Source organism: uncultured Eudoraea sp. (assembly GCF_947258925.1).
GTDB lineage: Bacteria > Bacteroidota > Bacteroidia > Flavobacteriales > Flavobacteriaceae > Eudoraea.
In genome coordinates, this window is sequence record NZ_CAMYKG010000011.1 from 1 (window position 1) to 13,083 (window position 13,083).

The 13,083-nt window shown below is 37.4% G+C and carries 11 protein-coding genes; 2 read left to right on the forward strand and 9 right to left on the reverse strand.

The features are described from left to right. Positions 1–130: 130 nt before the first annotated feature. The 9 genes from proC to Q0X77_RS05145 all read right to left on the reverse strand — a co-directional run bounded on the left by proC (position 131) and on the right by Q0X77_RS05145 (position 10,824). Entirely contained in the window at positions 131–928 is a 798-nt protein-coding gene (proC, locus tag Q0X77_RS05105) for a pyrroline-5-carboxylate reductase (protein WP_297794006.1), read from the reverse strand. A 30-nt stretch (positions 929–958) separates the two neighbouring features. Next, on the reverse strand, positions 959–1,933 hold the full coding sequence (gene argC / locus Q0X77_RS05110; RefSeq protein WP_297794009.1) for an N-acetyl-gamma-glutamyl-phosphate reductase: 975 nt from the start codon (positions 1,931–1,933) through the stop codon (positions 959–961). Then, positions 1,926–3,116, reverse strand: a complete 1,191-nt coding sequence (argG, locus tag Q0X77_RS05115) for an argininosuccinate synthase (RefSeq protein WP_297794013.1) — start codon at positions 3,114–3,116, stop codon at positions 1,926–1,928. Before argG ends, argC begins: the two co-directional genes overlap by 8 nt. Further along, positions 3,113–3,727: a GNAT family N-acetyltransferase gene (locus Q0X77_RS05120; RefSeq protein ID WP_297794016.1), complete on the reverse strand. Its 615-nt coding sequence runs from the start codon at positions 3,725–3,727 to the stop codon at positions 3,113–3,115. The genes argG and Q0X77_RS05120 overlap by 4 nt, the downstream gene beginning before the upstream one ends. Before the next feature lie 208 nt (positions 3,728–3,935). After that, positions 3,936–5,297, reverse strand: a complete 1,362-nt coding sequence (gene mptB / locus Q0X77_RS05125; RefSeq protein WP_297794018.1) for a polyprenol phosphomannose-dependent alpha 1,6 mannosyltransferase MptB — start codon at positions 5,295–5,297, stop codon at positions 3,936–3,938. 129 nt (positions 5,298–5,426) lie between these two features. Further along, complete coding sequence (locus Q0X77_RS05130; RefSeq protein ID WP_297794021.1) at positions 5,427–6,911, reverse strand: cellulose synthase family protein; 1,485 nt, start codon at positions 6,909–6,911, stop codon at positions 5,427–5,429. A gap of 1 nt (position 6,912) precedes the next feature. Next, positions 6,913–7,602, reverse strand: coding sequence for a glycosyltransferase family 2 protein (locus Q0X77_RS05135; protein ID WP_297794024.1), 690 nt, complete (start codon positions 7,600–7,602; stop codon positions 6,913–6,915). Between the two features lie 236 nt (positions 7,603–7,838). Beyond that, positions 7,839–9,422, reverse strand: coding sequence for a 4Fe-4S dicluster domain-containing protein (locus Q0X77_RS05140; protein ID WP_297794027.1), 1,584 nt, complete (start codon positions 9,420–9,422; stop codon positions 7,839–7,841). A 55-nt stretch (positions 9,423–9,477) separates the two neighbouring features. Then, entirely contained in the window at positions 9,478–10,824 is a 1,347-nt protein-coding gene (locus Q0X77_RS05145) for an FAD-dependent oxidoreductase (protein WP_297794030.1), read from the reverse strand. A gap of 115 nt (positions 10,825–10,939) precedes the next feature. On the opposite strand from Q0X77_RS05145, the gene Q0X77_RS05150 reads away from it, so the two are divergent. Next, positions 10,940–11,941, forward strand: coding sequence for a glycoside hydrolase (locus Q0X77_RS05150; protein WP_297794033.1), 1,002 nt, complete (start codon positions 10,940–10,942; stop codon positions 11,939–11,941). Positions 11,942–12,027: 86 nt separating this feature from the next. Then, entirely contained in the window at positions 12,028–13,068 is a 1,041-nt protein-coding gene (locus tag Q0X77_RS05155; RefSeq protein ID WP_366939199.1) for an N-acetylmuramoyl-L-alanine amidase, read from the forward strand. Positions 13,069–13,083: the final 15 nt, after the last annotated feature.

Genomic DNA, 13,083 nt, shown 5'->3' on the forward strand with positions numbered 1-13,083 from the left:
TGTATCTCCCTTATCATCAGTAATAACAATACCCTTAGCTGTAACCGGGGTTACATCATATAGTGGGTATACATCAAATAGTTCCATTTATTGTTTTTTGTAAAGATTGATAAGCTATTTAACTCAAGGCCTAGTTTTTGGTTTTCAATTCATTTATTTTCTCAAAAGAAGTAACTATTCCTCTGATAAGAGAAGAACTTAAACCCTGATGCTCCATTTCGTTTAATCCCTGAATAGTACAACCCATAGGGGTGGTTACCTTATCTATTTCTTCTTCAGGATGATTCCCCGATTCTATAAGCAAGCCTGCTGCTCCATTGCAGGTATACATTGCGAGTTCCTGCGCTTCTTTGGCGTCAAATCCCAATTGAATGGCGCCCTGAGTCGTCGCCCTTATCAGGCGCATCCAAAAGGCTATACCACTTGCACATATTACAGTCGCTGCCTGCATCTGATTTTCAGGTATTTCCAGGGAATAACCCATTCTGTTAAAAATGGCTTTTGCCAGGGCTATTTTTTTTTGACCAGCTATATTGGAGCAAATGCAGGTCATAGATTTCCCAACGGAAATGGCCGTATTGGGCATACTACGAATGATATGCTTGTCCTTTCCAAGGATGGCTTCAATATTTTCAATGCTGAAACCTGTAATCGTTGAAATAATTACATGTTTATCCGTAAGAAGATCCTTAACTTCTTCCAAAATCATTGCAAAATCTCTGGGTTGTACGGCAAATATTAAAATATCTGATTCTTTAACGGCACTCCTATTGTCCGAGCCAACGGTAACATTTCCATATTTTTCGTAGTCTTTAATACTGTCTACATGTCTTTTGGTCAGATGCATTGAAGTAGCTCCATTGCTGTGCAATATGCCTTTAGCAATAGATAATCCTAAATTTCCTGCTCCGATAATTGCTATTTTCATTGTTGCTTTTTTTACACGTTGGTTAGTCTATTAATAAACGGTTGCTTTTAAATGCAGTCCATCCCTTTCATCAAAGTCAAACATCAAGTTCATATTCTGAACCGCCTGACCTGAGGCCCCTTTAAGTAAATTATCAATTACAGAGGTCATTAGAAGGACATCCTTGTATTTGTGCAGATGTATGTGACAATAATTTGTATTTATCACCTGCTTGAGGTGAACCGGCTCTTCCGATATCTGTGTGAAGACCGCTTCTTTATAGAATTCATGATATATTTCGTAAGCTTCTGCAGCGCTTCCTTCGAATCTTGTATATGCCGTACTGAGAATACCGCGGGCATAATCTCCACGGTTAGGAATGAAATAAAGTTCTCCGGTTGCTTCCTGCAAAGATTCAAGGCTCTCATTGATTTCGCCCAGATGCTGGTGCGTAAAGGCTTTGTACCAGGAGATATTGTTATTACGCCAACTGAAATGTGTAGTCGCTGAAGGCATTACCCCGGCACCTGTACTTCCTGTAATTGCATTCACATGTACATCAGTATTTAATGAACCTCTATTTGCCAGTGGGAGTAAAGCCAATTGGATACAAGTGGCAAAGCATCCCGGGTTAGCTATAAATGCGCTGTTTCTAATGTTTTCTTTGTTTAATTCCGGAAGACCATAAACAAAATTTTTACCCTCAAAAACGGCGTCTTTTTTTAATCTAAAATCATTACTTAAATCAATAATTTTGGTTTTGGTGGAAAAGGAATACCGGCTTAAAAAAGCTTTAGAATTTCCATGGCCAAGGCATAGGAATAAAACATCAACCTCAGTGTTTATTGAATCTGTAAAAATCAAATCTAACTCACCCAGCAGGTCGGAATGTATCGCATTAATATTTTGGCCTGCTTTTGTTGTGCTGTAAACGAATTCAATACACACCTTGGGATGATTATTCAATAACCGTATGAGCTCTCCACCCGTATAACCAGATCCACCAATAATACCTGCTCTAATCATGATTATGGGTTATTTGATTTGCTATTTTCCCGGGATTTGAAACAATTTTGATAAAGCCTTTTGCATCATCAGCCGTCCAGGCTTTATTAGTTTCTCCATAATTTCCGAAAGTAGCGTTCATTAAATCATTCTTCGAATTAATACCGTTTAATTCAAATCTGTATGGGTGCAGATTAACAGAAACCTCGCCTGTTACATTTTTCTGGGTATCTGTCATAAATGCTTCTATGTTTCTCATTACTTCATCCAGATAATTACCTTCATGCAAGAGCATTCCGTAAAAATTCCCTAATTGTTCTTTTTGAAATTGCTGCCATTTGCTCAAGGTATGTTTTTCGAGCAAATGATGAGCTTTAATAATAATAACCGATGCAGCTGCTTCAAAGCCTACTCTTCCCTTAATTCCTATAATGGTATCTCCAACATGGATATCTCTGCCAATAGCGTATTTTGAAGCTAAATTATCCAGGGCAATGATATTTCGGACAGGAGTATCCTTTTGCCCATTGATAGCAACTAATTCTCCATTGGAAAACATCAATTTAACCTCCTGAGGCTCTGTTTCAACTAATTGTGAAGGGAATGCCGACTCCGGTAAGGGCAAATCAGAGGTAAGTGTTTCGTCGCCACCTACTGAAGTGCCCCATAATCCTTTGTTTATAGAGTATTTAGCTTTCTCCCAGGAATAGGAAATCCCATTTTCCTGAAGGTAGTTTATCTCTGATTCCCTGGACAAACTCTGATCCCTGATTGGGGTAATAATTTTGATGTTGGGAGCAAGAATCTGAAAAATCATATCAAACCTTACCTGGTCATTGCCGGCACCGGTACTTCCGTGGGCGATATAATCTGCACCTATTTTTTTTGCATGGTTGACTATTTCAATGGCCTGAACTATTCTTTCAGCACTTACTGATAACGGATAGGTATTATTTCTTAAAACGTTGCCATAGATAAGATACTTTACAACCTTCTCGTAATAATGCTCCAGGGCATCGATGGAAGTATAGGTAGAAGCTCCCAATTGCAATGCCTTTTCTCTGATTGAAGCTATTTCTTCGTCGGTAAACCCACCAGTGTTAACACTTACCGCATGTACTTCAAAACCCTTTTCTTTGGACAAATATCGGGCACAATATGAGGTGTCCAGGCCACCACTATAAGCCAAAACTAATTTTTTCATTTTTTCTTTCTTTTGAGAAATAATTGTTGTTTAATTCTTTTAAGCCTTTTAAAAGCCCTGTCGTTTAGCTTTTCTTTTTTGGCTGTAGCCAGTGCAGGGTCATAAAGCATGCCGGTACAAAGGCACATCTTATGCTCTGTCCTGCTTAAAATGTCAAAATTTTTACAAGTCTGGCATCCTTTCCAAAAAGCCGGATCTTTGGTTAATTCGGAAAAGGTAACCGGTTTATATCCTAGTTCATAATTCATTTTCATTACAGCGAGGCCCGTAGTAATCCCAAAAATTTTAGCTTCCGGGAACTTTTTTATTGAAAGTTCAAAAATGGCTTTTTTAATCTTTTTTGCTAAACCTTGATTCCTATAATCCGGGTGAACAATAAGTCCCGAATTTGCCACAAATTTCTGGTGCCCCCATACTTCAATATAGCAGAATCCTGCAAAATTATCCCCGTCCAGGGCAATTACTGCATTTTCGTTTTCCAGTCTTTTGATAATGTACTCCGGAGTTCGCTGGGCAATACCTGTTCCTCTCACCTTAGCCGATTCGGAAATGGTGTCACTTATTATTTGGGCGTATTTGAAGTGCGATTCGTTAGCAATTAGTATTTCCATTGCTAGCTTTATTTAATTAGTAAAAAAAATTTGATTTGATAGTGCGGAAATGGACTCACCTGTTTCCAAAATAGAAGTACACCCCTACGGGCGTGGTCGTGCATAGACACGTACAGGAATAAAATTCCGGAAAGAAAAAAATATGTTGGCGCTTTTTTCCATTACAAGTCAAATGTACAAATTAAATTGAACTATCATAATATGCACCCTAATTTTTACGAATTAGTAATTTGAGGCCTTTCAATCTGAATATTTCGTAAATCATAAATACAAATACTATAATATATTCAATTAAAAGAATTCCCAGGTTCTCTTCAAATTCAGGATTAGAATAGGCATAATAGCTTAGAATAATTACCAAAGACCAGATTATAGGGAAGCGATAATCTGTAAATACTGATAATCCTAATAGAAAAACGATATACCAGGGATGTACCGTTGAAGAAAGAAAATAATAAAGTGTCATTACCCAGAACATTGAGTTTATTAGGACAGTTAATTTTTTATTTTTCCTAATGAACGTAAGTAACAGGACGAAACTTATGACAATATATGGCACTACTTTCCCATAAATTTTGATTAATTCCCATGGCTTTACATCAAGGTTTACAGCTATTTCTTTTATTAGATTATATAGGCCAGCATTAAATTCAAAATTTGAGAACCAGAGGGCAATAGTATCGGTATAGTTAGTAAGGAATAGCGGTGAATAAAATGGGACGACTCCTATTAAGAGGGTCAACCCCAGGATAATATAAAATTTAAGACTTTTAATGAATCCAAAATGGGATGAAAACAAAGGGAGGAACATAAGGGGGATGAGCTTTATTGAAATTGAAAATGCAAAGGCTACAGCTGCAAATAACCATTTGTTTGCAGATAGCAAACATAGGCCCCAAATAAAGAAAAAGAGCATCACTCCTTCAAAATGCAAATTACCCGTAAGTTCTATAACTACCAAAGGATTCAGGAAATACCAGAATATAAGATGTGGTGATCTGTTCACAAATCTGAGTAGTTTCTTGCCAAAGTAATAAACCCCAATGTCTGCCAGTATAATAATAGATCTCATCGCTATGACAGATCCCATAATACTCTTTCCACCCAAAAAGGCAGCAATGGCAAACAGAAATTGATTTAAAGGGGGATAATTACTATAGTTTCTTGCACTTAAGGACCCCATGCCATTGTGCAATTCCTGAGCATTTGCCAGAAGAATTTCGCCACTCTCCATAATCATATCAGGTGTTTGCAAATAAGGGTTTATTCCTGCAAGTACCAGTTCACCGTCCCAAATAAATCGATAAAAATCCTGGGATAAATTTGGTTCAGCCATCAGAAAAATCAAACGAAATAGAATACCTGCAACCAATAGAAAATTGAAGTTCCATTTTTCAAATTGTATCAGCTTGTAGCAGAAAAAAAATAGTGCAAAAACAAGAGTGCTTAGTTTAATAAAATCTGTTCGCTCCAGGTCATAACCAAAGCTGGCATATAACAAGAGACTCGCTAATACAATTAAAATTGAGAGTCTATGAAGATTCCAATAAGAAGAAATCCTTGAAGTCATTGGTCTTTATAGTTTGGCCTTCACAAAGTACAAAAAATTGATAATTTGCGGGAACCAAAAAATTCTTCAAATCAAAGGAAAATTATATTGAAATCGCTTTACGCCTGCTGTAAAAGTGCAGAATAAAAGTTAGGCTTTAGCGGTAAGCGATTTTAACGCTACAAATCCAAATCCAAGGAATAACATAAAATGAAATGGGAATAAACCAAAATCATTTAGTGGTATTGCACTGTACATTCCAAAAAGGAAATATAACATCAGCCCGAACTCAAGAATCATATTGGGGGATATTTTTTTGGCAAGGTATTTATTGCCCTTCCAACTATCTGTAAGGTTGTTGATATTAAATTTTGGAGTCCTTACAAATTCGCTTCGTTTACCCATATGTCCTTCGAGAACGGCAACTGTGTTATGTAAGGAGAAGCCCAGGGCAACAGAGAAAAATGTAAAGAAGAGTTTTATATAATCTACAAAATTATCAAAACTACTGCCCTGAATACTCTTATAAGTAAACCAATAGCAAATAAATAATATGACGGTACTAAGAATAAAAAAGCTTGTAACTTCAAATATCCAGCCTAAGTGGCCATACATGTTTTTAATATAAAGCATAGGGATGCTCAAAAGTGCTACTATAAAAACAAAAAGGAACATTGAGCTGTTTAACAAATGCATTACACCATGAAATTTTGTCTTGAATGAAATATTTTTGGCAGAAAGTACATTCATCACAGTTTTTCTAAAATTCTCTGCACCCCCTTTATTCCATCTGAATTGCTGAGACCTTGCAGCACTGATAACCACCGGAAGTTCAGCAGGCGTTTCAACATCTTCAAGATATTTAAATTTCCAGTTTTTTAATTGGGCCCGGTAACTAAGGTCCAGGTCCTCTGTCAGGGTATCACCTTCCCAGTTTCCGGCATCCAGGATACACTCTTTTCTCCAGATACCTGCCGTTCCATTAAAATTAATAAAGTGGCCTTTTGAATTCCTGCCAACTTGTTCAAGTGTAAAATGTGCATCTAATGCAAAGGCCTGTATTTTGGTAAGTGTTGAATAATCCCGGTTGATATGTCCCCAACGGGTCTGTACAACCCCAATTTCCCTATCTTTAAAATATATTACGGTCTTCTTAAGCCAATCGTTATCCGGAAGAAAATCTGCATCAAAAATAGCTATGAAATCACCTTTGGCAATTTTCAACCCTTCTTTTAACGCTCCTGCCTTAAAACCTTCCCTGTTTTCTCTTCGAATATGCTGAATATCCAGACCGGTATCCTGCAGGACTTTAATTCTTCCTGCCGTTTCTTCAACCGAATTGTCCGTAGAGTCGTCTAAAACCTGTATTTCCAGTTTACTTTTAGGATATTCGATTTTTGAAATATTCTCCAGTAAGCGTTCTACAACGTATTCTTCATTGTATATGGGTAACTGAATTGTTACAAAAGGGATTTCTTTTGGATCGAGCAAGTTATATTTAGGGGCCACCTCGTTTATCTTTTTGTTCCCTAAGTAGTTAACCAAAAGGTTTAACTGAGCCAAACTGTAAAAAAAGATCAGTACCAGGGCTGTGCTGTAAATACCAATAATTATGTAAGCTATTGTTAGTCCCATATTATCTTAAACTATATTTAAAAATCCACCCCAATATTTTAATGCCTGCAAATATACTACCTTTTATTGTGCCTGACACCTTAGAAACACCAATTCTTTTTTTGTAACGTACTGGTATTTCGACATATGTCATTTTATTTTTAAGTGCTTTTAATTGCATTTCAATGGTCCACCCATAGGTTTTATCTTCCATTTCCATCGCTAAAAGCTTCTCGTATTTAATGGCTCTAAAAGGTCCTAAATCTGTAAAAGTAGATCCAAAAAAAAGTTTCATTAAAAACGTGGCTAATTTATTGCCAAAAATTTGATGCGGTGTCATCGAGCCTTCCTCTCGCAAGGCTTTTGATCTCGCTCCAATCACCAAATCTATATTTTCATCGAGAATTGGTTTAACAATTTTAGTCAACTCTTCAGGGTAATCTGAATAGTCTCCATCGATAAATACGATAATATTGGGTTTCCTGGACTTTTTGGCGATGTAATCCATACCAGACAGACAGGCATATCCATATCCTTTTCTCGTTTCATTTATAACCGTAGCACCTGCTTTTATTGCGTTTGCGGCAGTTTCATCTGTTGAATTATTATTAACAACAATAATTTCTGAAACTATAGATGGAATCTCCTGAATAACCTTTGAAATAGAATTTGCCTCATTAAAGGCGGGGATAATAACGTTGATATCTGTCATGATCTCAAAAATGAATCGCTGTTCCCCACGTTTAAAACTTTTATAAACACATCCATAAAACTCTTCCCCAATTTTTTTATGCGGTGCAAAAATATCACTATTTCTTAGCGTTTTTACACTAAATAATTCTTTTTTGAAATGATTAATTTAAGTTAGGGATAATATTTTGCAGCGGTAAATGATAATCAAGGATTGGGTATAATTCCTTGAAAGGGTAGTTGACCCTGAGGATTCAATTATTTTTGATTAACCAGAGTCATCAGGTCTACGTCGTTGCCCAATAATACTTCATTGCTATCTATTCGTCCTTTTAATGGGCCGTTTTCAAGTTTTAATACACCTCTGGGGCATACTGCCGAACAAATGCCGCACCCTACACAGCTTGAGCGTACTATGTTTTCACCTTTCTGGGCATATGCGCGAACATCAATACCCATTTCACAATAGGTAGAACAATTGCCACACGAAATACATTGACCTCCGTTAGTTGTGATTCTAAATTTTGAAAATAAACGTTGTTGAAAACCTAAAATTGCAGCCATCGGGCATCCAAAACGGCACCATACCCTATTACCAAATATGGGATAAAAACCTGTTCCGATAACGCCGGAAAAGATGCTTCCAATAAGAAAACCATATGATTTCCTTAAAGTTTCAGATTTAAAAAGGAATATATTGGAATCTCCACTCCAATAATGGAACCCAATTAGCGCCATAATAATCACAAAATAGCCTATAGCACCATAACGCGCATCTTTCTGAAATTGCTCTCTTTTGAATACCATAACAATTACGAAAACCGTGGTTAATAAAAGGGCTACACCAATAAGAAAAGTATTTTTGGTCAACCAGTATTTACTCGTGTCGTTACCCAGATAGGAATATATTACTGCCGTGGTCATTAAGGTAACAAAAACCACTACACTATGAACTACCCATCGTTCTACTTTCCATGCCGATAAACTTTTGTCACTTAATTGTCTGAAGGCATCCCCTGCAGTTTCTGCTAATCCGCCACAACCACACACCCATGAACAGTACCACCTTTTACCATATATATAAGTCAGAATAGGCGAGATTACAAAAATGGATAAGACCCCAAATATGAGCATCGCCAACCCTATATCACCAGACTCTATGAATGCGTTTATCCTGTATTTTTCAAAGTTGTAGTAATTCAAAGGCCAAATATTCTTAAGATCGTAATACGGAATATTACCATTTAATCTGGCCATAATTTCAGGTATTATAAACGCAAAAGCCGTTTGAAAGAACATAACACTTATAGTACGTATAATTTCATATCTGTTGTGCCGGTATTTCCAGATAAATTTGACTCCGAAAGCAAGAATAGCCACGGTATACAGCGTCCCATAAACAAACCACTGGCTAGCAGGATTACCACTCAAAAATTTGCTTAATGGGTCAAATAAGGCAATAATACCTGTATTTGGACCATTTTTCACCAACCCCAGGTATTCCGGAAAAAAATATAGTACAATATAGAAACCGGTAAGTCCTATACCTGTTAACCAGCCCCATAAGCCTTTGGAAGAAATGGATTTAAACCAAACTCCGTCATTTTTTATGCCTTTTAATTTGCGAGAATAGGCTTCTTTAGCAAACCAGTAGACCCCTACAAAAATTGCAGTTAGAGAAATTCCTAACCAGAGTGCCTTATTGGGAAAGGAAGTATTAAAACCGGCCAGTAGCATTATAAATAGCCCTGTGAATCCTAATAAAACGGCTATTTTTTGTGATCCGTTCAAAGTGGCAGGTGGTTGTCCTGAAAGTGACATGCTTTTGTCGATAGTGCTCATCCTATAATTCTGTTAGATTTTTTGATTTTTGAGACGCATTACGGAGGAAAAGGCATCATGTATTTATAAAAATTCGTTTCCAGTTTTTCTTTTCCGGTTTTATATCCGTTCCGAAATCAGCATTGAATTTCTCGGCTATCTCATTTTCGTATTTCGAATAAAACTCCGGGTCAAAATTGGCGTCTTTTAAATATTTAATTACGTGGTCAACACTTCGCTCTTCGCTCAACCATTGATCAAAAATCTCATGTCTCATGCGAATTCCAAACGTATTAATACCCAGAAATTTTCGTGTTTCTTTATGAAAAGCGATAGTCAGGCATATTTTTTCGGATGTGTGTCTCCAGTGAAAGTGCTTTTCAGATTCATTTTTTCCTATGGCACTAAATACCCAGCCATAGGTCTGGTACTCTATATCAAGGAATTTGGCTGAATTAAACCAGTGCCCCGGTTTGTATTCAGTGCGGTTTCCGCAAATGGTTTGTGCAACTGTTTCCCCCATCATACGACCTGTATACCAGACGGCTTCTATAGGCCTGCGATTTCCTATGGGTTCCTGTTGTTCTGCACAATCTCCAATGGCGTAAATATCTTTGATGTTAGTTTCAAGAAAGCGGTTTACCTTAATTCCCCTGCCCAATTCTATCCCGGAGTCATTTAAAAATGAAACGTTGGGCGAGACTCCCGGGGTTAATCCTACCATTTGGCATGCAATAGTCTCGCCTTTATCTGTAATAACTGCTTTTACTCTGCCATTTTCATCAGCAAGAATCTCATTTAAATTGGTATTCAGGCGAAGGTCAATATGATGTTCAAGAATATGTTCATTGATCATTTCTGATTCCCCATCTGGTAATACAGCATTCCAAAAACTACTTTCACGGACCAAAAAGGTAACGGGAATAGCTCTGCTTCGGAGCATCTCCGCCAATTCAATACCAATTAGTCCACCTCCGACAATAACGGCTCGTTTACAAATCCTATTATTTGGCGCATTGATCTCTAATAAATCAAGATCCTGTTTGGAATATAATCCCTGCACCCCATGCAAATCCTGCCCCGGCCAACCAAATTTATTGGGTTTGGAACCGGTAGCCAGAATTAACTTATCGTATTTGATCACCCTTGCATCCTCTATCAGAAGTTCTTTCTTCTTGTGGTCTACGTGGCTTACATAACCCCTTAAAAGTTCAATCCTGTTTTTTTCCCAAAACCAGTCTTCATAGGGCTTTATATGTTCAAACTTCATATGACCCATATAAACATACATCAATGCAGTCCTGGAAAAGAAGTGATCGGTTTCAGAAGAGATAATTATAATTCTCTTATTGGAGTTTTTACGAATATGTCTGGCGGCGGTTACACCGGCAACTCCGTTTCCAATAATTACAATATTTTCCATGTTTACTAAGGATTTATTGGCAGTATTCGTATATAAAGATAATAACTTAACGGTCACTAATTATTTACTTCAAAATTAATTACCTTATTTTTGAGGGTGTTTCAATATTGTGTTTATGAGGATACTTGGATTTTTATTACTGCTTCTTCTTCAATTGTCTTGTGCCAGCCAATCGGTTAATAAGATCAATGGAATTAGTTTTGTGGCTTCCAGGGAGAAAGCGGTTCAGGATCATGTAGATGCTTTCCTGAAGATTCATGCAGACCATGCGGCTGTCATGCCTTTTGGATTTATTAGAGATCTTTCGAGCCCCGAAATAATTTTTGATACAGAACGTCAATGGTATGGAGAAACCAGAGTTGGTGCCAAACAGTACATTGAACTGCTCCGGGCCAACAAAGTCAAGGTTATGTTAAAACCACAGATCTGGATCTGGCGCGGGCAATTTACAGGAGGATTAGAGATGGAAACTGAGGAAGACTGGAAGATTCTGGAGTCATCCTATGACAGGTTTATACTTTCTTATGCAAAATTAGCTCAGGAAACCAAGGCCGAAATTCTTTGTATTGGCACTGAGTTAGAGCAATTTGTAAAAAACCGACCGGAGTATTGGGAAGAATTAATTGTAAAAATCCGTAAAGTATATAAAGGCAAACTTACCTATGCCTCAAATTGGGACGAATACAAACGAATCCCTTTTTGGACATCGCTCGATTATATTGGGATAGATGCATATTTTCCCTTGTCTGATTCTAAAACGCCCACAGTTAAGGAGCTAAAAGATGGTTGGAAACCCTGGAAAGAAAGTATATCGGCTCTTGCAAAAAGCACTTCGCGTCCGGTACTTTTTACTGAATTTGGCTATAGAAGTATGAATTATACTGCCAAAAAACCATGGCTCGTTGATCGAAACGAAGAAGCGGTTAACCTTGAAGCTCAGGTCAATGCCAAGAAGGCTATTTTTGAAGAGTTTTGGGCTGAGGACTGGTTTGCTGGGGGCTTTGTCTGGAAATGGTTCCTTAATCATGAAAAAGCCGGTGGCGGAAGTGATAACAGGTTTACACCGCAAAATAAACCTGCTGAAGAGATCATTAAATTGTTTTATTTATCCAATTAGGGGTCTTTAAAAATTCTTTTGATCGACTTCACAAATGCTTGCTTTTTGGCAACATTTTTGATAATCTTTGTACTAAACAAAATATTGTGCCCTTAAATTATATCCGACTTTTCATGGTGGTTCTATGGATTCCACTCTCTGCCGCAATGGCTCAAGATTCCCTAAACACGGTTATTGCAGAAAAAGGTGATGGTATTTATTCACTGCTGCGCAAACAAGGAGTTGATCCTTATATGACCTATGACGATTTTATTGCTCTAAATGAGAACCGCTTACGAGACAGCCTTCATTTGTATGAAGGGATGTCATACATTATACCGGAAATAGCTGTTGATAGTGCCGAAATTTTAAAGGAGTCTGAAAAGTCTGTGATAGTTAAAGAGTCTCCAAAAGCCAATACTTATGATATTTTTGGCAAGCAATATGCTGAGTTTTCGGATAAGAGTGAACGACTTAAAGAGACTGTATTTTACTTGATTTCGGGTCATGGAGGACCCGATCCTGGAGCGATGACACAATATATGGGAAAATCTATTTCAGAAGATGAATACGCTTATGATGTAACCCTGCGACTCGCAAGAGAGCTGCTTTCCCATGGGGCACAAGTTTATATCATCGTCCGGGATCCGGATGATGGTATTAGGGACGACCTTATTCTGGAAATGGATAAAGATGAAATAGTATTACCTGATTTGTCTATACCCTTAGATCAAAAAGACAGGCTGGAACAACGTGTAAATGCAGTAAACAATTTATATAAAAAGCATAAAGGCAAACACCAGCGCCTGATAGTTACACATGTGGATAGCCGCAGCAAAGGACAAAATATTGATGTGTTTTTCTATTACCATGAGAAAAGTAAAAGGGGTAAGAAGCTTGCGGAAAGTATTCACAATACCTTTAAGAATAAGTATAAAAAATTCCAACCCAACAGAAGTTATTCAGGAACATTTGAAGACAGAAGCAATCTGTACCTTGTAAAGAAAACACTCCCGGCAATGACGTTTATAGAAATTGGGAATATTAGGAATAAAAAGGACCAAAGACGAATCCTGGATTATGACAATCGACAAGCTCTCGCAAAATGGATTTCGGAGGGCGTAATACTCGATTACGAGACAAAGTAGACTTCTCCCTGTCGG